The organism is Rhizobium sp. MHM7A (assembly GCF_005862215.1).
In the GTDB taxonomy this organism is placed as follows: domain Bacteria; phylum Pseudomonadota; class Alphaproteobacteria; order Rhizobiales; family Rhizobiaceae; genus Rhizobium; species Rhizobium bangladeshense.
The window spans coordinates 1,406,950-1,431,541 of sequence record NZ_VCHT01000001.1 but is presented as its reverse complement, the minus strand read 5'-3'; the positions used below and the strand labels follow the sequence as shown (position 1 = coordinate 1,431,541).

18 protein-coding genes are annotated in these 24,592 nt (G+C 54.7%); 10 read left to right on the top strand and 8 right to left on the bottom strand.

Annotation, left to right across the window (positions count from 1 at the left end):
* Window positions 1–54 precede the first annotated feature (54 nt).
* The 6 genes from FFR93_RS08090 to FFR93_RS08065 are packed head-to-tail and all read right to left on the bottom strand — an operon-like array spanning window position 55 to window position 6,462.
* Window positions 55–1,194 (bottom strand): hypothetical protein, encoded by a 1,140-nt coding sequence (locus FFR93_RS08090; RefSeq protein ID WP_138392819.1) that lies wholly within the window; start codon window positions 1,192–1,194, stop codon window positions 55–57.
* Window positions 1,191–2,246, bottom strand: coding sequence for a hypothetical protein (locus FFR93_RS08085; RefSeq protein ID WP_138392818.1), 1,056 nt, complete (start codon window positions 2,244–2,246; stop codon window positions 1,191–1,193). The genes FFR93_RS08090 and FFR93_RS08085 overlap by 4 nt, the downstream gene beginning before the upstream one ends.
* Window positions 2,243–3,040, bottom strand: a complete 798-nt coding sequence (locus FFR93_RS08080; RefSeq protein ID WP_138392817.1) for a hypothetical protein — start codon at window positions 3,038–3,040, stop codon at window positions 2,243–2,245. Before FFR93_RS08080 ends, FFR93_RS08085 begins: the two co-directional genes overlap by 4 nt.
* Window positions 3,037–4,254: a hypothetical protein gene (locus FFR93_RS08075; RefSeq protein ID WP_138392816.1), complete on the bottom strand. Its 1,218-nt coding sequence runs from the start codon at window positions 4,252–4,254 to the stop codon at window positions 3,037–3,039. Before FFR93_RS08075 ends, FFR93_RS08080 begins: the two co-directional genes overlap by 4 nt.
* Window positions 4,251–5,372, bottom strand: coding sequence for a hypothetical protein (locus tag FFR93_RS08070; protein WP_138392815.1), 1,122 nt, complete (start codon window positions 5,370–5,372; stop codon window positions 4,251–4,253). The genes FFR93_RS08075 and FFR93_RS08070 overlap by 4 nt, the downstream gene beginning before the upstream one ends.
* A complete protein-coding gene (locus tag FFR93_RS08065) occupies window positions 5,347–6,462 on the bottom strand; it encodes a radical SAM protein (protein WP_138392814.1) in 1,116 nt (371 codons plus the stop codon). The genes FFR93_RS08070 and FFR93_RS08065 overlap by 26 nt, the downstream gene beginning before the upstream one ends.
* A 143-nt stretch (window positions 6,463–6,605) precedes the next feature.
* Here FFR93_RS08065 and FFR93_RS08060 point away from each other — a divergent pair, with 143 nt between their 5' ends.
* The 3 genes from FFR93_RS08060 to FFR93_RS08050 all read left to right on the top strand — a co-directional run bounded on the left by FFR93_RS08060 (window position 6,606) and on the right by FFR93_RS08050 (window position 10,463).
* Window positions 6,606–7,736, top strand: coding sequence for a radical SAM protein (locus FFR93_RS08060; protein ID WP_138392813.1), 1,131 nt, complete (start codon window positions 6,606–6,608; stop codon window positions 7,734–7,736).
* A 236-nt stretch (window positions 7,737–7,972) separates the two neighbouring features.
* The gene (locus FFR93_RS08055; protein WP_138392812.1) at window positions 7,973–9,388 is read left to right on the top strand and encodes a hypothetical protein; all 1,416 of its coding nucleotides are present in this window, start codon (window positions 7,973–7,975) and stop codon (window positions 9,386–9,388) included.
* Between the two features lie 112 nt (window positions 9,389–9,500).
* Window positions 9,501–10,463, top strand: coding sequence for a hypothetical protein (locus FFR93_RS08050; protein WP_138392811.1), 963 nt, complete (start codon window positions 9,501–9,503; stop codon window positions 10,461–10,463).
* A 226-nt stretch (window positions 10,464–10,689) separates the two neighbouring features.
* On the opposite strand, the gene FFR93_RS08045 is transcribed toward FFR93_RS08050, so the two are convergent.
* Window positions 10,690–10,947 (bottom strand): hypothetical protein, encoded by a 258-nt coding sequence (locus FFR93_RS08045; RefSeq protein ID WP_138392810.1) that lies wholly within the window; start codon window positions 10,945–10,947, stop codon window positions 10,690–10,692.
* Window positions 10,948–11,079: 132 nt separating this feature from the next.
* Between FFR93_RS08045 and FFR93_RS08040 the strand changes: the two genes are divergently transcribed.
* From FFR93_RS08040 to FFR93_RS08020, 5 genes are all read left to right on the top strand, one after another.
* A complete protein-coding gene (locus FFR93_RS08040) occupies window positions 11,080–14,883 on the top strand; it encodes a strawberry notch C-terminal domain-containing protein (RefSeq protein WP_138392809.1) in 3,804 nt (1,267 codons plus the stop codon).
* A gap of 75 nt (window positions 14,884–14,958) precedes the next feature.
* Window positions 14,959–17,640 carry a DNA topoisomerase 3 gene (locus FFR93_RS08035; protein WP_138392808.1) on the top strand — a complete coding sequence of 894 codons (2,682 nt, stop codon included), beginning with the start codon at window positions 14,959–14,961 and terminating at the stop codon, window positions 17,638–17,640.
* A 94-nt stretch (window positions 17,641–17,734) separates the two neighbouring features.
* Entirely contained in the window at window positions 17,735–19,123 is a 1,389-nt protein-coding gene (locus tag FFR93_RS08030; RefSeq protein WP_138392807.1) for a thioredoxin fold domain-containing protein, read from the top strand.
* A 4-nt stretch (window positions 19,124–19,127) separates the two neighbouring features.
* Window positions 19,128–21,008: a hypothetical protein gene (locus FFR93_RS08025; protein WP_138392806.1), complete on the top strand. Its 1,881-nt coding sequence runs from the start codon at window positions 19,128–19,130 to the stop codon at window positions 21,006–21,008.
* A gap of 12 nt (window positions 21,009–21,020) precedes the next feature.
* Window positions 21,021–21,899 (top strand): hypothetical protein, encoded by an 879-nt coding sequence (locus tag FFR93_RS08020; RefSeq protein ID WP_138392805.1) that lies wholly within the window; start codon window positions 21,021–21,023, stop codon window positions 21,897–21,899.
* A 97-nt stretch (window positions 21,900–21,996) separates the two neighbouring features.
* On the opposite strand, the gene FFR93_RS08015 is transcribed toward FFR93_RS08020, so the two are convergent.
* Complete coding sequence (locus FFR93_RS08015) at window positions 21,997–22,494, bottom strand: hypothetical protein (RefSeq protein ID WP_138392804.1); 498 nt, start codon at window positions 22,492–22,494, stop codon at window positions 21,997–21,999.
* 212 nt (window positions 22,495–22,706) lie between these two features.
* Between FFR93_RS08015 and FFR93_RS08010 the strand changes: the two genes are divergently transcribed.
* On the top strand, window positions 22,707–23,405 hold the full coding sequence (locus FFR93_RS08010) for a DotI/IcmL/TraM family protein (RefSeq protein WP_138392803.1): 699 nt from the start codon (window positions 22,707–22,709) through the stop codon (window positions 23,403–23,405).
* Window positions 23,406–23,600: 195 nt separating this feature from the next.
* On the top strand, window positions 23,601–24,584 hold the full coding sequence (locus FFR93_RS08005) for a DotH/IcmK family type IV secretion protein (RefSeq protein WP_138392802.1): 984 nt from the start codon (window positions 23,601–23,603) through the stop codon (window positions 24,582–24,584).
* Window positions 24,585–24,592 lie beyond the last annotated feature (8 nt).

The window sequence follows — 24,592 nt, the reverse complement described above, 5'->3', positions numbered from 1 at the left end:
ACCTGGAGGTCGTCCATAATGCCCAGCGTTGATCCCCGGCGGTCGAATAGGCGATTATGAGAAAGCATGGACGGCCTCGCGGGAATTGTTCGTTTTTGCTTGTGTTGCCTTGGCGAATGATTTCTGCAAGCCATTCGGACAGGTGGTTGTGCCTTGGGTGAAGTTCCGAAGGGCGATTTGTGCAATCTTGTGCCCTCCAGCACTTACGCATGGTCCGGTAAAAGGACAGGCTGTGCAAGCCGGATTGGTCATGAACTGTCTCAGTTCACGCGCCGAGACGCCTGCCATGGTCTTATCTGTCGGCACCGGATCGAAACGGACCGGGTCCATTTCCGCAAGGGCCGTAAAGAGCCCGTTGTGCCATTGACCGTCTGGCGAGATATAAACGATTGCTTCGGACGATCTGGCGGCGTGCTGTGCTGCTTCTGTCAGGGTAGGCATGGCGACATCTACTGCAGCGCCGATACGATTGACCAGCGAGGAATCCAGGCCATGAGTGATGCTGAGGCCGTAAAAATCGGTGAGCCAGTCCTCTAGTCGCTTGAGGCCTTCTTCACTGCGTGCACCACTATCATGACCTGGAGCCCAGGCCACGTTGATGGGAAAGCCGTAGCCAATCATGCGTGAAACTAGCTTTTCAGGATTCGGCAAGCTCTCAACGCTGAGTGCGAGCTGCAGGATATCACCATTATCTTCGACCTTGCGCCCACCTCGGAATTCTTCCATGGCTCCGAGGAATTGGTCCAGGTTTGCCCAATACTTTTCCGAAACGAGCGCAGTGTTCCCGACAACGACGAATCTCGCGTCGACACCAATTCCTTCGAGAGCGATTGCCAGTTTCTTGGCTCGCTCAATCTGCGGTTCGATCTTGCCGATCAACGACGTGGAAATCTCCGCGATGATGGAGCCGTACTTGAACTCGCGTTTCGCAATTTCAAGGATTTCAACGATTTCTGCGATGGAGCTATGGGGAAGCATCAAGACGTTCGCACGTCCTATCCCAACAGCCAGTGTCTCCACATAACCATAGTGTGCTGCAGCGGCTTTCATCCCGATAGAAATCGCTTCAACTGTTGATGCAGGCCCGGTTTCGAGCCGTTCGGCCTTCCCCAGCACGCATGTCGGGCAGGTTCCCGCGCATGTCGTTGTATAATCCATCGTCACGATGAGATAAGGAAGGCCTTGGACCGTCATGCAGCTTCCTCGAAAGAAATCGGCCCGTGGCACGATCCGGTTCTGCTTTCATGACCACGATAGACGCGTCTGACAGCCCCGACGCCATGGAATGCGCATGAGGCGAAATGCCTGCAGTCATGGCAGTTGAACTCGCCTTCCGACATTCCGGCTTCCCCGAGGGCGGCGGCACGCTTTGCAGCTCTTCCATGCAGGATATCATCGAGACTTTCCTGTCCGAGCGTTCCCAGGGATTTCCCGCCGTTGCGCTCATCCATGATGACATCGCCGAAAAGTGTGTATCCGGTTTGCCAGATCGACAGGTTCGGCCCGATGTGGAACGTCTGCGCGATGAAGTCTTCGTAGTGCCTTCCGACTTCATACCGGTCCAGCTCCGCTTTTAGGAGACGCCTTCCCTCCTTGGTCGCGTTATAGAACCGCCTGGCCCATTTCGCGGCGCTACCAACCTCGTACTTGAAGTTCACGCCCTCTAGCCTCGACAGCGCTGGTGTGAAGCCGAGCGATATCGGGCGATGCTCTAATGCGTCGCTGATCTTGAGCGCCAGTTCCTCCGGGGTGTTCCTGGTCAAGACAGCTTCGGAAAGCAGCATTTGAAGGTGAAGTTCCGGAGCCAATCTGGCACCCATCAGGACACGTTCATGATAGCCTTCGTCCTTGAAGAGCCTGATCGGATCGACCGTGATGTCGAAAACCGGGTCCAGTCCCAGCGATAGAACTGCATCCAGGCCTCTTTTGTAATTCTCGATGCGATCAGGCTCTACGAACGTCATCGTGAGGCCGATAGGCAAGCCCACATCTCTTGCGGCGGCGTAATAACGGTTCTGAAGATCGACCGGCAGCCAGGGAATGTCGCCATAGACCAGGACTGGCCGGTATTCCGTCCCGGTCTTTTGTCCATAATCGGCAACCGCTCTCATAGCCTTACCAAAAGCAAAAGGTTGCATGACCGGTGTCAGAACCTTGCGCTCCGCAACGGTCAACATGCACCCGGTGCACGATCCGGAACAGTGATTGAACACTTCAATCGAAATATCGGTTGCGCCTCTACTCATTGTTCTGTCTCCGCCACCCAGTCGTTATCCAGGGCATCTGTTACCATTGCTTTTGCGACCGACCGGTTCAGGTTCCATTCGAGACCTGGTTCCGGTCGGTCAATTGAAACGTATGAACCGTCATCGAGCCAGGCGCTGGCGCTCCAGGGTCTCGATTTCCCCAGCGGGAGTTTTACCCTGTTGCCCTCAATGATCGGGAAGAATTCCTTCTCTTGCCAGTCTGCAAATCTGTCGAACCCCGGGAAATCTATCCTGACGTTCGCACTGCTTGCATTCTTCATCATCACCCTGAGTGACCCGGTGAAAGATTGCGCCGGATCAATTTCGTTCGAAAAATGCAAATAGGAAAACAGTCCTCTTTCAGGCGCGACCGTCAGGTGACAGTCCGCAACAGGAAATCTGGGCGTAATCGTCTGAATAAGAAAATCCCGGCTACGGACAGCTGCCGCACGGTCGATCTTGCCTCGATGGCGGCGTAGCTTGGGCACGCATTCGACGACATTGCCGTTGGAGCAGATAAAGCCTTCACTGTCGACCTCGAAATCCGTCGCGTAGATCAGCCCTTTGGCGACGACGCGGATTTCGTGTCTTGTTACTGACAGGGGTGAGACCTGGATTACGGGTGAGCGCTCATCAAGAAGTAGTCGTTGCCGAAACTCCTCGATCTCGTGTTCTATGAAGGCCTGTTTCGTCAGCCCATCATGCCTGGTGAAGGACGGGCTCAAGCAGCGAGCGGCTTCGCCAGCTCTTTGCGCCATGAGTGCTTCAACAAAGGTCTTGAGACGGTCGCTCATGCTACAAGCCCCCGTTCCTGATGACGTGCCATCATTTCTTCGGCAATCCGGTCGATCAAACCGAATGCGACATGTGGGCAATTACCCTGGCCGCCCAGTCCGACACCGCTCAATCGAGCCACATTGGTCGCAATGTGGAAGCCGGTACCGGCACAGACCGCAGAATACTTGCAGGTCGCACATGACCCCTTCGCATGGATTGCTGCGATCTTCCTGGCGACCTTCGGCATCGCCTGATCGATCAAGGTTGCGATTGGCGCTTCCGCGATGTGACCAAGGTTCTGCATTCCGTGTCGGTCAGCATGGGTGATGTCGCCAATCGCTTCGAATTTGGGCAGCAGGTGACCCAGATGGTCTATTTCGATGGATTTGAGGATGGTTTCAGGGACGAGGTCAGTCACTGTAGACATCAAAGAGGGAGGTGTTCCGTCATAGGTGCACATCAGGGCATCGATAGTCCGCTCGATCACGGGACGGAAGCTGGTGGTGATCTGTTCGACGCCCGCTTGTGCAAGCGCGTCGAATTCCAGGAGCCATTTCGCCATCTTTGCGTTTTCGGAAAGCGTTTTCGGGGCATTCAGGAGTGTTGGTGCCCAGTTGATCGTAACCTCGTCAAATCCATTGTCCTTGGCGAACTTCACGAGCTGAACCGGTGACATCACGTTGATGGAGTCGACTGACAGATTGGTCGACAGATCGACCTTTCCAAAGAGCGCCTTGGCCTCCAGCACCATCTCCTTCCAGAGCAGTCCGAACTTGGCTTCCTCGATCCATCGGCCGTCGAGCACCACAAGGGGAATGAGTTGGACCTCATCGCCGATCCGGCTTCGGATATCTTGCATCATCGCAATCACCTTGGACGGCTTTCCGACCAGGGATGTGGTGAAGAAGACAGCGCTATGTTGCCGATCTTCCGGGTTACCTGCCTTGATGATCTCACTGCCTCGACGGTGCAGATCAACAATGTAATCAGCCCCGATTAAGATGTGGTCGGCAATTCCGAACGTCACGTTTACCCGTTTCAGGGGAGCCATCGCTGCCGCGTGTTCCTTCAGCCTGGAAACGGAAAGATCGAGGATCGCCGGTGACATATCGGGATTGGAGACCCGCCGCTCATCGGCTGCAAGAACGCAGCCAGCACACTGACCCAGGCAAGCGTAGACATCATCGATCTGAATTTGCAGCTCTGCTGCGCGCTTTTGAACGGCCTTCATTGATGTTCGCTCTCCCAGGTCATACCGTCTCCATCGGTGTTACCGGCTGGGCGAATATAGATTTTGATTTTGGCTTCTTCGCCAAGTGTCTCCAGGCAGAATGCATCAAGGACAAACTCGCCTTTTTCGGCCTCTTCCTTCAGAGCCCTGAGATCAGCCGCTGCCGGAAAGGATATGCCCGGCCGCCTGAATGCTACACGCAGGCCTTCAAGTGCATCGAATGAGAAATCTGCGGCGCTTTGGTCAGCGTCAAAGGTCTTTTCACGTTTCCACAAATCGAAATAGAGCTTACTCTTCATAAGACCTGAGGGCTGCATCTCTGCGGATATCTGATTGAGACAGAGCGTCGGGTTGCTGGTCATGATCTCTCTAAGGGCCGCCCATGACTGAGGCTGGAAATAGGTCATCGAAGCAGCGTGAAGAGCAGCCAGTGCACGTTCTGCCCTGGAGTAGCCGCCCGCTCCGCTCAAGCCCGCAACGCCTTCGGGTGGCGCGAAATAGAGCTTCAACTCGATGCGACCATCATGTCGCAGGTCCAGGCCGACCATATCGAGCCCCAATCCAGCAGCATGACGAACTGCAGCAGTCATGGCACAGGCCTTCTTGGCTTCGAGGTGCAAGAACTCGCACAAGTGGCCGAGTACCTGCAGATCGTCTTCTAGGTCCGCTGGACTGTGGTTTATGCGGCCATCGACGAGATGTTCATCCTTAATGTTCGTTTGCAGGTAGATTTTTGCTTCTGAAAATGACTGGCCGGTCAGTTCCAATCCTGTGTGTCGGAGGGGACTGCGCAACAGGTTCAACGCCCTTTTGACGATCAATGTCGCTTCCTTGAGTTCTCCAGCTCTCTGGATATGGTCGCAGTCGTCACAGATCAGCACGACGCTCGCCGCGCGCGCCGTATTTTTCAGACCGCAGCCTTGAAGGCTATAAGCGACGGCCTTCGGAGCCTTTAGCCGGTTATCAAGCTTCAGAAAGGACAGACCCACCCCGGCGATTGCCGTGTTCCTCCCAACCGCCAGCAACTGCTGTGACGTGAACAGGCTCCTTAGATATTCGTGATTGGGGATAGTCAGCGCTCTCAGGGTCATTTCAGCACCCCATGTTGCCGCCAGCATACACGCTGTACTTCGGAACCATGCCATTCGTATGCATGGTGCGCATGTGGTCGATAAAGCCCTTGAACCCTGGGCAGTCCTTGTCGGTTTCCGGGTTCCAGTGTTTTGCCAGGACGCCGCAGCCGGATCGGCAAAAATCGTAGGCGTCACAACCGATACAGGCCTTGTGCGGCTTTGCCGCCTTGATCACATCCTTTTTGTAAGATGGCAGGTTTGCCACCTCTGAGACCGATGTCTCGATCACGTTGCCTGAGAACACGGCATCACGATTTCCGCCTGCTTCAAGACAGGTTGCCGCGTTGCCATTCCAGTCGATATCCATGCTGCCTGCGATGATCGGGCAAACGATGTCGTCCATTGGCGTGTTGGTGTGGATAGCCGCCAGCATGCTTTCTGCCGGGTTGACGTACAGGTCAGGGTCGACATCCCGGTGCCGCTTATACCATTCCGCCGCGTCGATCAGGAACTTCGACGTCTCGTGGAACTCAGGGAAGATGTCCTTGATGTTGTCGAGGCCATCGCCGCTCGGGATGAAGAAACCGAAATGGATATTCTTGATCTTTTCGATGTGGTATAGCCGCTCCAGGATTTTGTCGGCACCGAGATCGACAACCGGCTTCGTTACCGCTGTCGTTACGCCGAACTTTATCCCGGCATCCTGCAGGGCTCTGAGGCTATCCGTCCATTTCTTTTCGAGTTTTGGCTTTGGAAAGCGCGATACCGGTTCCCAGGATGTGTTGATCCGGTCGAACAGCTTCGCAAAGCGGAGGATTTCGGGGTGCATCAGGTTCGAGACCAGGCAGAGTTCAAAATGGAAGCCGTGACCGGAAAGGATTTCCCGAACTTTCGGCATAACCTCTTCGAAAAATTCAGGGCCCAGCATAGTAGGCTCGCCGCCGATCAGGTGGATTTCGGCGACATCGTAGCCGATCTCCTTCATATGCTTGGCGATGCCGCGTGCGATTTTGAGTACGTTTTCCTTTTCCATCTCGCCCGATATCTTCTTCACGAACGAGCTGATGTAGCAGTGCGTGCAGCGCAGATTGCAATCACGTGTAACGTTAATCTGATAGAGATATGTCTTCGCCATTCCACACCCAATCCTGTAAAAGGAATTCTTTGAACCAGCCACTCCAATTTCAAGCGTAAATGGCCTCTTTCTTTAAAGGATTTTCCTCCGTAATATCTGACTTTGCAATCGGCGGCGACACGATACACGGAGATTTGGCTGAAATGGCGAAAACGGGGGACAGTATCGAATCTGGCTACTTCGTATTCACGTTGATGCCGAGCCTCTATTGCCATCTTACCTGCCCCCATTGCTATCTCAGCAAGGAAGAGCGCGCCGACAAGACAATATTGTCCCCTGACATGATCGAACTCGCCTGCAGGAAGATCGATGCCTATTGGGATTCCAAGTCGGTCAAGGATCGGACGGTGATCTGTTACTGGTACGGCGGCGAGCCGACGTCTATGGGCATCCCGATGTTCAAAGAGATGGCGGATCGGATAAATGGCGTGTTCACGGCCGACAAAGGCTATTTCGTCAAGCACATCGTGCTGACGTCGCTCGTTTCCGTGCGCGATCCCTGGTTCGACGTGTTCAGGGAATATGGTGCTGGTGAGTTTCAGACCTCATATGACGGGGATATGCGAGGCGGTGCCTATGTCCGCAAGTGGGAACGTCGTGTCCGGGCTGCGAAAGAACAAGGCCTTCGCGTCTCGACGATCAGCGTCGTCAACCATGAACTACTTGAACAAGGCCCGGAGCGTACACTTGATTATCTTTCCGATCTCGGCATCAGTGAGACAAGCTGGCTCCCCTTCATGTGGAATGAGCAGAACTCGAACGGCTCCTACGACAAATATGCGCCAACGATGGAGCGCTGGTCCGAATTCATGACCGCTTTGACCCAGCACTGGCTGAGGCGGAAAGAAGCCGGGCAGCATGTACCGGAAATCGGTCAGATGCGCTTCATCCTTTCGCAGGCCGAAAGAGATGGGCTCGCGAATATTGCTGCCCAGACCCTATTTCTGATGCCAAACGGTGATTTTGTTCTCCCTGATTACGAGAACGGCTGGAAGGAATTCATGAAGCCGTTCGGGAATATCCTGACACAGGATTTTCACGAGGTCCTATCGTCACCGTCTCGTCGTTCCTATCTGCGTCGCCAGGCAACCCGTAACGGCAATCCCGAGTGTCTTTCATGCGAACACCAGGATTCTTGTGTGATGGAATTCTGGAAAGAAAACAGAGAGGGTGACGATTGCTTTGGCGGAAAGCGCTATATCGACTGGCTCAAGGGCAATTCGCAAGGAATTCTCGCCGCTTTGGGTCAGGAAACATCGACGCAGCTTTTTTGAATGACCTCATTCTGTGGGCTTTTTTCCAGAAACTCCTTGCGTTATGAATTTCTCGCCGATATTTTTTGATGGTTTCTTGCAAGAGGATCAAAAAAGATTTCCTTGCAGTTAATCTGTGAGACCTTCTCTCGATTTCACGAGTCGATTTGGTAGAAACCTCGACCCCGAATAGATTGAAGAACCCGATTCAGAATGAAAAGCACTCAGCGTTTTCGAACACAGAAAGGTCGAACAACATGGCATTCAACAAACCAGCTCGTCAGAGCAACAACAATGGCACCGGTTTCGGTGGTGGCAGCGAGACCGTCGCAGTCCGCCTTAAGTCCGTTCATCTCGTAGACTCGAACTACGTCAATGAAAAGCGCGCGCCGCAGAAGAACAAGGATGATTACATCATCGCTACCCTGCTGCAGCCCGCTTTCGGTCTCCAGGTCGAGCGCGGCGAGAACGGCGAATCCCTGACGGAAGTCAAGATCAAGCTCAAGGAACAGAAGAACACCAATCCTGACAAACAGGGTTACGGCCTCGCTGACTTCCGCAAGGGCGCGAAGAAGGACTCCGGTCCGAAGATGGGTGCCAACCCAATCATCATTCTCGAAAACGCCTCGCGCGACTTCAAGACCGACGAAATCACCGCTGGTTGGCTCCATTGCGGCCAGGCTGATTCTCGTCCTGAGCAGTACCCTGAACTTGGCGCGGTCACCGATCCGGATACCGGGGAAGTCAAGAAGCCTGCTGTTCTTGACCACATCCACATCAACGCCTGGGTCCAGGTTCAGGAAGAAAAGGAAGGCAAGGATCGTACCGGTCAGCCGACGAAGCGCCAGAACCGCCTTATGCTGCTGACCGATCTGGCAGCTCCGGTTGCTGACAAGCAGGATTTCCTTGAGAGCCAGGTTATCAACTACCTCTACAATGATCCGGATCACGGCGGCGGTTCCCCGTTCCTCGTCATTCGCCTGTCCCAGATCAACCCGCCGATGACGATGGCCGCACAGACCATCTGGCCGACCTACAACGAAGACGGCACCCCGAAGGAGCCTGTTGACGTTGTCCAGGAATTCCTGGCCAAGCAGATCGAGGAAGACGAGAGCCCTGAAAAGGATGGCAACTTCGACTTCTACCTGAACAACATCGCTGATCAGAACGCTGCCGAGGATTCGGAAGGCTACATCATCGAAGTTATTCCAGGTTACCGCTTCTCCACCGGCGCGAAGTCGCTTCCGTCGGCAATGAAGCCAGGCCGCAAGCTCGACAGCGATAACTTCAAGTCGTTCCGTCTCGACGATGAAGGCAACGCAATCGTCAAGGAAAACGGCGAGTTCGTGATGAGCCAGATGTACACCCGTGCGCACCTGACCATCAAGCGTGGCGAATTTGAAAACGGTATCGGAAACTGGTACGCAACCGGCACTCACGCTGTTCGCTCGGCCTTCAACGGTCAGCCGAACAAGCGCGCCGAGTTCCACTCGATCTTCGACATCCCGACGGACGTTACCCCGCCGGAAGTTGCCGCTCACTTCGCTTCTCTCGCTGCCAAGCGTCAGAGCCTGGCTGCCGACCTGCAGCCGAAGAAGGATGCTGCTCCTGCGGCAGACGGTCCTGCTGACGAGCAGATTCCGGATCAGACCGGTGGCCTGACCCCGAACTGATCTTGTGATCTTCTTTAATGCAGAAAGGCGGCCCTCGGGTCGCCTTTTTTGTTGACCGAATTCCATGTTGAGGCGACCATTTTTCGTCTTAATTCCTTTTGGTTTAAATTTCATGCAGAATTCCTTGGTCGCCGTCCCGACATCGCGTGTCGGGCGTTATACCGATTTGCTATTCACAGGCCGCACGAGCCAGTCGAAGCCCCTTTCTACCGATTGGTCCGATGTCGAACGCTTCATTGAAAACGCTGGAGGGGAAGTGAAGTCCGGCTTCACACGCTGGATGACCCGAAACAGCGAGAAGCGGCCCGATTTCGCCAAGTGGTATGGCGTCTACAGGGGATTTCGACACGAAACTCTATTCACAATCAAGCCCGATGAAATCATGGCACATGTCCGGCGTCTGGCTTCGATGTCAGGCGAGCACGCGCTTGGCACTTTGAAGGGTAAGGAGCAGACGAGCCTTATCAAAAACGTGACGCCGACCGCGCCCATCATGCTGAGTTTTCATACAGTTCTTGAGCTTTATAGGCGTCCCTTCTTGTGGACTGAGTTCTGGAATTTTCATCTGGAGAATGAAGACTATTTCCTTCGCCATGCACTCGACGCCATCGGCATTTCGGCCAGGGCAAAGGATGTGGATTTTGAAGGCAGCCTTCATTTGCGCACGATCCGATACCGCCTGGGAATGGGGTTCTACACGGGTTGGAAGGAAGCTTATGTTCTTTCCGTTCTTCGTCACATTCACGGGCTGGATGTGCGGTACCACTTTTTCCTGGACCTGGAATGGAAGGCCGATCTTTATGCCGGTGACCTTCTCGTGGAGATTTTCCTGAACAATGAAACCATGAAGTCGGTTGAGACAGCTAATGGACGTTTGACGTCTGAAATGACGGGCAGAAAGACGCCCTGCTCGGATCGTAATCCCGGCAAAAAGGTTCTTGTTGTTGCGAAGGATGCTGAAAACCGATTTGGCTCATGCTGGTTGCACAATAGGCCTGAGATTGACTGGATGGCGTCTCGTCTTAAGGCATATGGTTGCCCGTCAGTCGTTGGGTTTTCCAAGCCCATTCATTGAGACCTCGTTGCTTGAAAAATCGTCGATCTCGATGGACTTTCGGACCGCTTTCAAGGCAGAAGCCACTGTCATCGCCCTATGTTCGCGACAGTTGTCTTGAGTATCGAAAGTCCATCCGGACTTCAATGTGATAGTGATCCCGTCTCCGTTTGCTCTTTCGTCGCAAATATAATCGACCCTTGGGTCCTGCATCAGGACTTCGAAGGTCGACCTGAAGAGGAACCGCTTAAAGACCCGGGGCTTTCGCGTGCGTGTTCGCAAACTCGTCCTCGATCAGTTCGCCATCGACGGTCAGGACGTAGTGAAGTCCGTTTTCATGTACCGCATGAATGGCTGCGAGATTGTCGGCTGCTCTTGCCTGCGACATGATTTTCTTCGTCTCTTCCCGTGAAAAGGCATCCGCATACCATTTTGGTCCTGCGCCGTAGTCGGAAGAAAGATCGTCTCCCTCTTCGCGGTAGATCGTAAACATCGGTTCAGTCATCCGGGTCTCCTTTGCGCTGACCTTAGCCAAGCTCGTAAATATGTCAACACTTGAGTCTATGCTACGTGTCTCGACACTTTTTCTTTTCATAGATGGACGCTAGAATCAGGCATCAAACAAGGAATTCATCCCGTGAGCGAACAAATTGAGTGGGTAAACCTCGGACACGTTGGTGCTGAATTGCGTGTCGCGAGCTTTGACGACACGCCGTCGGAAACCGCACTTCTTATTCGCGCCAATTCGCCCTTTGCCGACGCTGTCGAAGACAATTTGCGGAAAGCTGGGTTCAGAAAGATCAAGGGGCCAAAGACCGTTTGGGCGCGCAGAGGACGTGATCTGAAGCTACGGGAACTCAGGGCCGCTTTCCCGCTTATGCGTGCTGTCCACATGGACCTGGACGATACGCGTTTCCGTGTTCGCGGTCCCTCGCCTTTCTACAAGGCTCCGACGAAGGTGACGCTTCCGAAACCCGTCAATCCGTTCCAGGTGAAATACCATCCCGGTTCCAAACTCGGCACACCCATCGCCATGATACCGGTGAATATGGCGGAGCCCACGCGAAAAGCCCTTGAGCGTGTGGAGGCTTTCTATGGCCCCATCGATGATTTCGTCGCCGGTCGCCTGGACATGACCGTCCATGAGATGGAGAAGGTGCTTTCCCCGGAGCAGATCGATGCTATTGCGCTTGGTATCGCTGCCACGGAACGCGGTCGTGAATTCATTCTTGCCGACCAGACGGGTCTCGGTAAGGGCCGCGTTCTTGCCGGTCTCGCTCTTGCCGCTGTCGTCTCCAACAAGCCTCTCGTTTTCATCACCGAGAAAGCCAACCTCTTCTCCGACTTCTGGCGCGATTTGAAAGACATTGGCGCGGACAAGTTCCTGGGCCAGCCCTTCCTCTTGAACAGCGGTTCAGACATTGTCGACGTCAGCTCATTGAACGGAGACATTCTTTTCCAGGCCATGGAAGACAAGGAGCTGAAGAAGGTCATCAAGTCCGGCAAGTTGCCGGATGGCATGAAGTTCATGATGTGCACCTACTCCCAGTTCAATCAGCTGCATTCTGCCAAGGGGGATTTCCTTGAGAATGTGGCTGACGGGGCCTTTGTTCTTGTCGACGAAGCTCATAACGCGGCTGGTGACGGCTCCAACACCTCGCAGACGCTTGAGATTGCACTTGCCCGTGCCTGGGGTGTCCTGAGATCGTCAGCGACGTTTGCCCGTCGCGTTTCAAGTCTCCTTGCCTATTTACGTGTTCTACCCCCTTCCCTGCGTACCGAAACCGCCAGGGAGCTTCTCCTGCAGTCCGGCAACGTTCTTGCCGAGGTGTTGTCTGAATCGCTTGCCGAAGACGGTGTTCTTGTTCGTCGCGAGCACGACCTGTCCGAGATCAACATCGAAGTCGTTTTCGACAATAAGCGAAAGGCACGCAATGCTGCGATTGCAGATGCACTGGCCCCGATCCTCGTGAAGCTGTCGAAACTGCAATACCTCGTCAATGACGAGATCGAAAACCGGAACGAAGAGATTGGCAACCCTGAGGGAAAACCGAACAAACCGCGCTGGTACACCGCCAACTTCGGTTCGCGTCTGCAGCCTTTGATGCGTCAGTTCATGACCGCACTTTCCGTCGATCATTGCGTCGAGGAATGCGTCGATTACCTCATGCGCGATATCAAGCCGGTCATTGTTATCGAACAGACGATGGAATCGTTGATGCGCGAGCTGTCGGATGACATACCATCCGCCGAGGACACCACCATCAATGATAGTTCACCCGTGTCTGCTGAGGAGGATGGCGTCGAGAATACCGACCCTTCAGCGAAGCCTCCGGCTTTCCGAGATGCATTGTCCCTGATGCTCTCTCGCATCATGGAAATGTCCTACAAAGTCCCGAAGAAGGACCCGGAACGCATCAAGGTCGATGACCCGATATGCGTTGCAGAGGCAAAGAACCTGCAGGATATGATCGACGCATTCCCTGATCTTTCCTTGTCACCTATCGATGACATTCGAGATAAGGTTGAAGCCATTTCGAGAGACCTCCACGCTGCTGGGAAAATTCCTCGTCCATGGGTCATGAACGAAATCTCTGCGCGTGGAATGCGGGTCGAGAACGGCAAGTACATCCCGTATAAGCCCCCGCTCCGCAACGAAACCATCGTTGGCTTCAACTCAGGCCGTATTGATGGCCTCGTCCTCACCAGGGCCGCTTCTACGGGCCTCTCGCTTCACGCTGCTGCTCACTTTGCCGACAGGCGTCAGCGCGCCATGATCGAGTTGCAGATCGCGGCGAACGTTGTCGAACGCGTTCAGTTCTTCGGTCGCGTCAATCGCCGTGGCCAGGTCTCGACGCCCTTCTTCAAGACCCTTGGCACCGGCTTGCCTTCCCAGGTCCGTACGCTCGCGAACGAGAACCGCAAGCTCGCCATGTTGTCTGCCAACGTGTCGGCGAATGCTGAGAATGCAACGGCTATGGATGTGCCGGATATCATCGACAGCGTTGGCAATGAAATCGCCCAGCGGATGCTGGAGGATCAGCCCCGTCTGGCCGAGCGCATGGGCATCGCGATGAAGAACATCGACCAGGAAGTCGCTGAAGCCGAACTCTATTACATCAACAAGCTGCTGCAGCGCCTGTGTTTCCTGAAAACAAGCGAACAGGAGGCAATTTTCGAGCGCCTGCAGGCTGGCTATGCTGACATGCTGGCCGGGCTTAAGGCACAGGGCAAAACGCCCCGTGGAACCCGTGAACTCAAGGGGCAGTGGAAGGAAGTTTCTCGCGAAGTCTACGAACCCGGCAACGAGGATGATGGTCCGGTATTTGGCCGGTCGGTCGAAATCGTGACAATGGAAGGCGAGAGCCAGCGCGATCCCCTATCCTCTGCTCGTGTACTGGAAACGATCCGGGAAGCGCGTGCGCGTCTCGGAAAGGCCAGCGGCAACGCGGTTGGCCCCTTCTTTGAGGGCGAGATCAATCTGATCAAGAAGAACCGTCGCAATGTCCTGCAAACTGCTGTATCCGGCCGCCTAATCTCGGTCGATACGGCTTTGAAGGATCGTGAAGATAACGCGGTCAAGCGTCTCGATACCAAGCTCACTTTCCTCCAGAACCTTATCTCAATAACAGCTCCAGGGGTCGGCATCACGGTTCCAGACGAAGATGATGACCGTAAACACGGGATCATCGTCGACGTGTTGCCGCCTGAGGTGGCTCTGTTGCACAATCCTGGCCAATGGCGTGTCCGTTACGCTTTGCCCGGGGAAGGTCACATTAAGGAGGTCTCTTTTGCGACAATTCTGCGTGATCCTCAATTCCAGATCATACAGACTCGTCCGGCTGATCAGCTTAATCCTGACCTTGCCGTCTTTGACCGGGCACCGAAAGGCAGTGTGAAGGAGATCAGGACATTCCTGTCCGGCAATCTGGTGAAAGCCGTTGCTGCTGCGACGGATGTTCAGGCCGGTTCGCTCGTTGCCTGGTACGACATGGAAGGGGTCCGCCATCGTTCGGTTCTGGTCAATCAGCGCAAGCTAAAGGCTCTGCTTGATAGAGCTTCTCGTGCATCTGACCCCAAGAAGTGTCTTGAGGTGCTTATGGGCCGTAACATCCTGTTCTCGAACCCGGCCGGTCGCATGAAAGGTCTGTTGATCGAGAAGCTGGATAAAGGTTTCCAGGTGCGTTTACCGGCAACAAAGGAATTCCAGCCTGTGTCTCCGGATCAGCTGGAGGCTTATTGTCAGACGTTCCGCACGGAAAAGGGCGAAAAGCTGGCGCGTGTGAGCGACATGGAAATCGAGCGCCTTTTGACTTTCCTTTTTTCCAAGGAAATACCCCTGCATTACGATTCCAGTCTCGATAAGCCAAAAGTAGCGCCACAGGGCTTCGGACAAAAAGGTCAGTCAGGTCCTCGCAGGGGTCCGCCGCCCAAGCGGTAAAGGAATTCGGGCAAAAATTCTTGACTGAATTCCTTATACGGTCCACGCTGTGCCTACTAAATTGGAGTGAATTCCTTGGGATACCTGTTTATTGCCGAAAAACCTTCACTTGGCCGTGAAGTTGCGAAGGCTCGCGCTTCCATGTTAGGAGTGAGAGAAGAGAGCGGCAGTGGTTATATCAAGGTCGGTCCCGACATCATTACCTGGGTTGCCGGTCACTTCTATGAGCTTCAGCCGCCTGGCTTCTATAAGCCTGAGTGGCAGTCCTGGCGAATTGAAAGTCTTCCTCTGCTTCCTGACCGTTTCCAGCGCAAGGCCAGCGACAATGACTTTGCCGTCAAGCAGCTTGGTCTGATCCGTAACTTCCTCAAGAATGTTGACTCTGTCGTCAACGTCGGCGACGCCGGTCGCGAAGGACAGTTGCTGATCGACGAGGTACTGCAGGAGCTGAAGTGGGACCCCTTCAACGCCAAAACCAAGCGCCTTTGGCTCCAGAGCTTGACCGAAAAAGACATCATCGCGGCCATCAACAAGATGTTTAACAACAGCGACAAAAAGTCGTTGTTCGAAGCTGCGTTCGAGCGTCAGAAGGCTGACTGGATGCATGGTCTAACCTTGACCCGTTTCTATACCGTCAAGGCACAGCAAGCAGGTGCCCAGGTCACGCTTTCCATCGGTCGCGTTCAGACGCCGACACTCAAGCTTGTAGTCGACCGAGACCGGGAAATCGAAAACTTCAAGCCGGTTCGCCATTTCCGTCCGATTGGACTTTTCCGCCATGAGAACGGTGCGTTTCGCGCAGCCTGGGTGATCCCGGACGATTTTGAAGGACTGGATTCCGAAGGTCGGTTGATCGACAAGGCCGTGGCAGACAAGTTGCTGGCCCGTATCGGCGGCAAGAGTGGCAAAATCACCGGTTATGAGGTTTCCAAGAAGAGCAAGTCCGCTCCCCTGCCCTACACGCTCGACAGCTTAACGAAGGCCTGTACGTCCAAGTTCGGCATGACGGGTGACGAGGTCGCAAAGACGCTTCAGAAGCTCTACGAAGAGCACAAGATCGTGTCCTATCCGCGTACGGAATGCGAATTCCTTCCGACCTCGATCCTCAAGGAAGACGCCCCGTCTATCATCGCAGCTCTGAAGGGCGCGTCCTCGACATCGCGTGCAGCCGCGAGTGCCAATCTATCGCTGCGCTCGGCCGCCTGGAACGATTCCAAGATCACAGACCACTATGGAATCATTCCGACCACCGGGTTCTCTGCTGAAAAGTATGCTCGCCTGGACAAGGCCGAAAAGGACATGTTCGACCTGATCGCGAACCGCTTCATCGAGCAGTTCTATCCTGATCAGACCTGGAACTCGACCGTCGTTAACGTGGAAGTCGACGGCCTGAAGTTCAAGGCAAACGGCCAGCAACCCCTTAACCAGGGTTGGCGTGCTGTTCAGGACGGCTTCAACGAAGATGACGATCCCGATGCCGAAAAGGAAGACGACCAGTCAATTCCGGTCATGAAGAAGGGTGATCCGGTTTCTGTGGAAGGCGGTTCCCTGAAGGACGACACCACCAAGCCACCACCGTACTTCAACGACGGTACGCTGCGTGAGGCGATGAAGTTCATCTACAAGTTTGTCACCGATCCGGAAATCAAAAAGCGCCTCAAGGATGGCGGCCTCGGAACTGCGGCAACGCGCAAGGATATCATCGAAAACCTGCTCGAAAAGGGCAGCCTGAAGCGTAAGGGCAAAACTGGTCTGACCTCGACGGACCAGGGTCGCGCGATCATCGATGCCGTTCCTGGTAAGGTCAGTAGCCCGGAGATGACGGCAATCTGGGAACAGCAGCTTGGCCGCATCGAACGCGGTGAGGCGAGTGCCGAGCAGTTCAACCAGGCCATTCGCAAGTCGCTGACTGACCTGATTGAGAGCATCCGCAACGTCGATCTCAAGATCAAAGGGACGATCAAGCCGCTGCCAGGTCATGGAACCACCTGTCCTTCCTGTGGTAAGGGCACACTGATCACCCGTCAGATCATTCTCAAGAAGGACAAGAGCAAGAAGACCATTCTCACCTGCTCTGCGAACGATCATAACGATCCGAATTCGTGCAAATACGTCGATTGGGGTGATGGTCCGAAGGTCGTCGTCGAGCCGCTGCCCGATCACGGCAAGACCTGCCCCAAGTGCGGCAAGGGCAAGATGCTGACCCGTATGATCAGCAAGGGTGAGCATACGGGGAAACGGTTCCTGTCCTGTGACCAGTGGTCCAAGGATGATCCGAAGTCTTGCAGCCATTCCGAAGGCTTGCCTGAACGCCCGAAGCCCTCCGAGACAATGGAAGGTGACGGCACGACGTGCCCTAAGTGCAAAAAGGGAACGCTTCGCACGCGTCAGTCGAAGACAGGAAAGATTTTCCTCGCCTGTGATAACTGGCGTGCTGGCGACAAGAAATCCTGTGACCATGTCGTCTGGGGTGAAGACAAGGTCGACGCTTTGGAAGGTCATGGCGTCAAATGCGGGAAGTGCGGCACCGGCGTCATGATGACGCGTTCGGGTAAGGGTGGACGTTTTCTGTCCTGCAACTCCTATCCGAAATGCGATAATGCTGTCTTCCCGGACGATTATCAGCGTCAATCCAAACCATCCGGTGGTGGCGGCGCGTTCTCGAAGGGCAAGGGCTTCCCGTCAAAAGCTCCGGCAGGAAAACCTGCTTCATCGAGTTCGGGTGCTCCTCGCCGTATCCCGACGCGGCTGAAATAGTGAATAACCAGGGTACGACACAAGGAATTCCTCAAAAAAATTGTTGACGGAATTCCTTGTGTCGGGAATTATTTCAATAATCAGGAGATTTCCCATGAAGGCCATCCGAGCAGCGCTTCTTGCTATGACTTTTCTCGTCCCGGTCACGTCGGCCGTGGCTCAATCGACCAACCCGCTGGCGGATCGTGAGGACAAGATCATTCCGGCCGTGCTTCTGTGGATGCAGCAGACCGGCGTGAAACTGACCTATCTTGGTAATACCGGTGGCCTTCGCGGATATCTCGCTGAATCTGCGACCGGCAGCATGCAGACGGTCTACGTCACGCCTGACGGCCTCAATGCGGTTATCGGACTGCTTTACGGCACCAATTATTCTGAAGCTGGCTCCAATATCACAGGCCGCCAGCTTGACGATATGCGCAAGCGGTACGACGCCGTGGCCAATGCGGTCGCTTCCGTCGACCTGAATGACAACGCCACCGTCGAACAGGCTCTGCGCGAACTTCCACTTCAGAAGCCGGAATTCAAGCTTCCGGAGTTTCCGCCTGCCGATGAAAAGGCAGACATTCTCAACAAGCTTCGTGAAGATGGCTATGAGCTGACGACCCTTGGACAAGAAGGTGGCCTGAACGGTTTCTTCGCGAAGAAATCGGGTATTGGTCAGGCAGTCTACATCACCCCGGATGCGAAGCATATGGTGGTTGGCTTCATGATTGAGCGCGGTGGCCGCAATGTATCTGGCGTACAGATCGGCGAGATGCGTGCGCGCTTTGAATCGATGGATCAGAAGTCTACGCCTGCCGACGGTGCTGCCGCTGCCAAGGAAATTCCGGCAACTACTCAAACTGCGTCGGCAGTAAGCCAGGCTTCTAATCCTGCTCTTCCGACTGAAACGCCTGAAAAGGCACTGCCAGCGCCTGTTGCTGCGGTCAATCTACCTGCGGCCACCGGTCCCGCAGAGGGCAATGAAGGTAATCCTTCGACGGTTTACCTTTCCACCATCGACGAAAATACCTTTGTTGATGCCGTTGATAAGGCCTCGTGGTTCGACGTAGGCTCTGCAACCGCTCCTAATCTTCTCTACATGGTTGCTGATCCCGGCTGCCCCTTCTGCCATCAGACCTGGGATTACATTCGTCCCTTCATCGCCTCCAATCAGCTGCGTGTTCGCGTCATCATGATTTCCTTCCTGAAGGGAAGCGATCCGAAGGCCATGGAAATCATGGCGTCTCCGAAGCCGGGTATCCGTTATATGGAAACGGATGCCGGTGCGCGTATGGGCACTCCCAAGATCGATCCGAATTCCGACCACTACAAGTCGATGGCTGGTCATCTTCTCAACAACCGAAAGTTCACCGAGAAGTTCTCAATCGAGGGAACACCTTTCCTGGCCTATCAGGATAAGGACGGCCAGTTCTACATCTCCAAGGGGCTCCCAGCCAGCCTCGCCGCCTTCTTCCATGCAGCCAATCTGAAAAAGTAAGCCAATGTCCCTCACGTCCTCGGAAATCCAGAAGAAACTCGAAAGAGGCGCGTTCTCGATTCATATCGCTCACAAGCGTATCGAAGCGCTGAAGGCGGAAATCGCTGAGCACGAAGAGCAGATGTATGACACTGCTCGCTCTCTTTACGACAATGAAGGTCTGGTTGAAGCCGCCATTGCCATGGCGCAGATGTCCATTCCTACTCTGGAGCTGCGGGCTTCAAAGCTTGTTGCCGAAAACAGTCAGTCTTCACCAAGCCCTGTTACGGGCGGAGAAGCCCTGACGCACCTGATCGATGCATCCGTGAATTCGGTTGTTCCACCGCTGGTTGATGGCGACGGCTCTTCGACTGACGAAGATGCCGTCGCCGTTGAACCTGTAACGGACGGCACCGGCCTGGCAAAGCTTTATGCCGAGGAATTCTTCGGTGTTGAGGTTCCTGCTAGCCAGATCGACTTCGCGCGCGAGATCAAGCACGAAGCCGCCGTTTCGGTGAAGCAGAACACGAAGAACAACACCTATGCGAGTGATCGCGGCAAAAACGCGTGGAGAAAGGCTCTCTTTACGAGAGCGCGGGCTGAATATCTCAAGAACGGCGTTCCGGCTGACGGCACGGCCGCCACGCCTGAAGTCGATACACCCGAAGAGACTGTTGTCGAGATCGTTCCTGAGACTGAGCCTGTCATCGCTGACATCGTTGAACAGTCTTTCGATGATGCGACAGTGAGCGAACAGGTCCCTGAAGGCGACGTTGACGAAGTAACTGAGGTCGAGGAGGCTGACGAGGTCGTTGAACCTGTGTCGGCTGATGTCGACGACCAGAACGTCGTTGATGAAGCAGACGAGGCTCTGCCCGACGATCTCGACATCGTCGAAGAAGCCATTGATGATGACCAGCAATGGTCGCCAGAAACTGAAAATGCGTTCGTATCCGAGACTTCAGAAGAGATTTCAGAGCCCGCTTCGGCCGGTTTCGCTGACATTCCATTCTTCGATGAGCCGACCACGGATGTTGCCGCCGCCGAGGAACGCACAGACGAGGTTCCGGATGAGGCAGTGTCGACGGTTAACGACGACCATACGCTCTCCATTGCCGATACATTCTTCGCCGACGACGATGTTCCGGTGCTCGATCCGATTTCGTTTGAGGATGAGACGTCAGACCATTTTGACCACGACGATCTGACCACGGCTGAGGAACCGGAGGATATCGACGTTCCAGACTTCGATCCGAATGCGGAACTGTTCGATGAAAAGACCCCGGAAAACTCTGTCGAAGACACCCCTTCCGCGCCGCGCGATGAGCCGGTTGCAGTTGAGACGACCCCGGCATTCGCGGAAGAGCGTGCTGCAGAAGCGGCTCACCAGCCTGTGCCTGAAGCCTCACGTCGCGCTGTGCCGATCTCGTCCATCCCTGCACACCAGCGCCCAGGCGCTCCGCGTCCTCACGCCGCAACTTCGGCTCGTCCGCAGCCAGGAGGGGCTCCTGGAAGGGTTGTGACCGTTCCAGGTCCTCGCCCTGCACCGTCGACACCGCAACAGCCAGTGGCGTCGACTGCTGCTCCTGCTGCCTCGCCTGCTCCAGTCTCAACTGCCGCACCAGCACCGTCAGCGCCATCGCGAGCAGTCCCCTCTCGTAGTGCACCTGCTCGCACGGGGGAAGCTCCGCCCCGTACGCATGGTTATGGTGCAAAGGTTCCTGCCCCTCCAGGTCCAGGTCTCGATGAAGCCATTCGAGAGCGAGATGCGGCGGCAGCCAAAGCAGCTACTGCATCTGCAGCATCGACGCCTTCGGCACCGGCCAGACCGGGCGCTGCACCAGTCCGGCCCGGTCCAGGTGCGCCGCGTGGGCCACTTTTCACCAAGCCCAGCTTTGGCCGCTGAGAAGTCTGACCGATGACCCACGATTCCACCGCGCTGAACACCTATTGGCCACAGCTCATCATGGTGCATGGCTTGATGGAGTCTGGGAAAAGCACCCTGGCGACATATCTGATCGAGGAACACGGCTATAGACGCGTGAAATTCGCAGATACGCTCAAGAACATGATACGCCACATCCTTCGCCGCTGCGGCGTATCAGAGGCCCGGATCGAGGATTACCTTGAGGGCAACTTTAAAAAGGTTGCTATCCCCGAACTGAACGATCCCGCACGGCCGGAACTGTTGCTCGAAAATCTTCCAGATGAAGTGATCATGGAGCTGGTCATCGGCTTGCTACGTGACGCCGGTCTGACTGATGAGAAGATCGCCTATTACTCAGACAATCAAGACGCACCGGTTGTCGAACTGCGTGGCGTCACCACACTCCGTCGGCTCTATGACACGCTACGACATAACTGGTCGCGACAGATGTTGCGTGGAGAAGTCGTGACTTGTCGTCGCATGATGCAGACGCTGGGCGAGGAGTGGCGCAATCTTCATAGCCACAAGCTCTGGGCCTATATTTCGCTCTCAATGTCGGAGGTTCTTTTTGCTGCCGGTCATCGTGTTGTAATCGATGACAATCGGTACCGCTTTGAATTCGATCCGTTCTCACATCTGCTCTATTTCAGGTTCGTCGTCACGCGCGGGGACAGGCATTTCCTTCCAGTCACGCCCGAAACCCATCAAAGTGAAATCCCGATGCCGGTTGAATGGTTCGATGCGCATCTTAAGAACGACTACACCATTCAGTCGCTCAGGGACCTCGCTCGTATTCACCTGGATTCCTTTGCTTCGTACAGACGCGTAAAAACCGTCATCGAAGGCCAATATCGCGGCATCGCCGCCTGATAACTCCTTGCCTAGTCAGACTGATCTCAAACAAAAAGCGCCCAAGATAAACATCATTGGGCGGCCCGCGTTTCTATATGGGATGATGTGTGGTTTGTTACCACTCGTATGGGTCTGAAGTCTCGGTCTTCTTGCATGCATTGCAGCGCCGGTTTCCGGCCCATTCGGACCAGAAAGACTTTTTGCATTTCATGCATTTGCGATCCATTGCCTGTTGTCGGCGGTCGGTCGACTTAACTTCATCGCATGACATGGTAGCAGCAGCGGATGCGGTGGTTGTCGCCGACGCGATGGATGTCTTCGTGACCTTGATCTTCTCGAAGAGTTTCTCTTCATCGCCGAAAAAGTCGTTTTCGGCCAATTTCGCAGCAACCGCGTCGATGGAGCGCTTTACCTGTTCGGCGATTTCGCAGATCAGGACGTCTCCATCGGCCGATGTGTTTTCCTTCAGGGCATCTCTGAGACCAGCAACATCATCTTCAGTCCATTTCCGCCGATGGCGTTCGTTATTCTCCATACGTCGCGGCAAGCCGGTCCTGCTTGCCTGGGTTTGGACGGATGACGTCGAGCGCTTCAGTTCAAGTGCAATAAGCACGATACTTCCCACTCGGGGCCACATATCGATGAGCGCGCGAGTGTCCGAATCTTGCCACTTGCGTCTGCGAAACTCAGACATCGATTAAACACTCCCGGGGGAAACATTGACTTATATAGAATGTTCGGGAGAATTGATTATGGCGTCAAGAAAAACTCTTTGAAATTCGAAAGACGTCTCGGTTCTCAAGGATTTATGGGCGGAAAACAGCAATGAAATTACTGAATTTGACCAAAGAGTCGGCCGAAAAACCTGGCGCGGCGTCACGTCGTGTAGGTGTCGGCGTTCAATCTCATGTCGACCAGGCGACCGCGATGGAACTTTCGCGGAATTCCTTGGCGCGCGCAAAGTACGAATTCCTTCTTCGTGTTACGTTTGTGCTCGCTGCCACGCAGATCATCATGGCGGTCCTGATGGTTTACCTTGCAACACGGCCGGTGGAAGAGCGGTTCATCCGCACGGATTCTCAAGGTCGCCTTTCGGAAATTCAGGTTCTTGACCGACCCATCCAATCCAACCAGGAAGTTATTCAGTGGACTGCAAGGGCTCTTACGAGCGCCTATACACTGAGTTTCGCCAATTACTCGCAGCAGCTTAACGACATCAAGCCTCATTTTACGACAGAAGGATGGGAATCCTTTAACCAGGCCCTTTCTCGCGCTGGCTTCATCGAAAACCTGCTCTCAGGCAAATATGTCACCTCCGCAGTTCCGTCTGCCGCCCCGACCATTGTCTCGGAAGGCACCGTGCTTCAAAGCTATGGCTGGCGCGTGCAAATGCCGATCACGATCAGCTATCGTTCGTCGGGCGTCGAAGAGACCCGATCTATCATGGTTGAGGTCACCGTTGTTCAACGTCCTGCTGTAGAAAACCCGTCTGGTCTGGGCATCGCTCAGATCGTTACCCGATAACTCGAACCCGGAATCGTAACAAATGAAGTGGTCAATTCCTTCCCAACCTGGTGACAAGGGTGAGGCCACCTCAAGACAATTCCTTAATTTTCTGCCCAATTGCGGTATCTTTGCTCTTGTCAGGTCGCTCGCCTCGATTGACAATTTTTCAAAGTTCGCGAATTCGCGCCAGAATTCCTTAGTGAGGACGTCCTGATGAAACGCATTTTACAGCTTGTGATGGGAGCGTCACTCGTGCTTGGCAATGTCGGCATGAGCGCACATGCTCAGGACGGCTCCGATCTCCTTCTGCCGCCACCAACATTTAACGGTAACCAGATCAATCAAACGCGCGGTGCGCAGCCGACGCAGGCTGCAGCCCAGCTCCCTGGCGCAGCTGAAGAGCCGAAGGTTCCCGAGACAAGCAAGGACGATCCCGGCTTTCAGGAAGCCCTGAAGATGATCGCGCCAATGTCTCCAGAGCAGATCGAGGAATATAATCGTCAGCTCGATGCCCGTGATCGTGCCCGTGGCAAGGAAATCGAGTCGATTAACTCGGGTACCCGTTCGGTCAGATTGTCGATGCGTCCTGGTGAGCGTCCTCCTGTCATCAAGGTTTCGCCTGGCTGGATCAGCACCTTGACCTTCTCGGACGTTACCGGCGCACCGTGGCCTGTCATGAACGTCCTTTCTGGAAACAGAGACGCTTACGAAGCCCTTAACGCTGGCGCTGCTGGCGACACGAACATGATCACGATCAGCACGAAGCAGGCCTACATCCGGTCGAACCTTGCGGTGACGCTGATCGGGGCAAGTGTTCCGGTCATCCTGACGCTTGATCCGACGGAATCGAATATCGACGTCCGCGTTGATATTCAGGTAGACCAGCGTGGTCCGAAGGCTGCCTACGACATGCTCTCTGGCAGTGGCCTTGCCCCGACCAATGACAGCACCATGCTTGCATTCCTCGACGGCGTTCCGCCGGAGGGTGCTAAGAAGCTTCAGACTGGCAGCAGCGAAGTCCAGGCCTGGCGCTATGATGAACAGCTCTATGTCCGCACGTCGCGCACCATGCTCTCGCCCGCCTATATGTCCAAGCAGAGCAATGTCAGCGGCACAAACGTTTACGTTTTGAATGAAGCCCCTGTTCTCCTTCTATCGGACAACGGCCGCATGTTCAGCGTGATGATCAAGCGATAACCGGGAGA

Coding starts and splice junctions, on each gene's coding strand:
- FFR93_RS08045 (WP_138392810.1), bottom strand. CDS start 10,947: ATGACTGAACCGATGTTTACGATCTACCGCGAAGAGGGAGACGATCTT.
- FFR93_RS08020 (WP_138392805.1), top strand. CDS start 21,021: ATGACCCACGATTCCACCGCGCTGAACACCTATTGGCCACAGCTCATC.
- FFR93_RS08075 (WP_138392816.1), bottom strand. CDS start 4,254: ATGAAGGCCGTTCAAAAGCGCGCAGCAGAGCTGCAAATTCAGATCGAT.
- FFR93_RS08085 (WP_138392818.1), bottom strand. CDS start 2,246: ATGAGTAGAGGCGCAACCGATATTTCGATTGAAGTGTTCAATCACTGT.
- FFR93_RS08050 (WP_138392811.1), top strand. CDS start 9,501: ATGCAGAATTCCTTGGTCGCCGTCCCGACATCGCGTGTCGGGCGTTAT.
- FFR93_RS08080 (WP_138392817.1), bottom strand. CDS start 3,040: ATGAGCGACCGTCTCAAGACCTTTGTTGAAGCACTCATGGCGCAAAGA.
- FFR93_RS08090 (WP_138392819.1), bottom strand. CDS start 1,194: ATGACGGTCCAAGGCCTTCCTTATCTCATCGTGACGATGGATTATACA.
- FFR93_RS08010 (WP_138392803.1), top strand. CDS start 22,707: ATGAAATTACTGAATTTGACCAAAGAGTCGGCCGAAAAACCTGGCGCG.
- FFR93_RS08070 (WP_138392815.1), bottom strand. CDS start 5,372: ATGCTGGCGGCAACATGGGGTGCTGAAATGACCCTGAGAGCGCTGACT.
- FFR93_RS08025 (WP_138392806.1), top strand. CDS start 19,128: ATGTCCCTCACGTCCTCGGAAATCCAGAAGAAACTCGAAAGAGGCGCG.
- FFR93_RS08065 (WP_138392814.1), bottom strand. CDS start 6,462: ATGGCGAAGACATATCTCTATCAGATTAACGTTACACGTGATTGCAAT.
- FFR93_RS08055 (WP_138392812.1), top strand. CDS start 7,973: ATGGCATTCAACAAACCAGCTCGTCAGAGCAACAACAATGGCACCGGT.
- FFR93_RS08030 (WP_138392807.1), top strand. CDS start 17,735: ATGAAGGCCATCCGAGCAGCGCTTCTTGCTATGACTTTTCTCGTCCCG.
- FFR93_RS08005 (WP_138392802.1), top strand. CDS start 23,601: ATGAAACGCATTTTACAGCTTGTGATGGGAGCGTCACTCGTGCTTGGC.
- FFR93_RS08060 (WP_138392813.1), top strand. CDS start 6,606: ATGGCGAAAACGGGGGACAGTATCGAATCTGGCTACTTCGTATTCACG.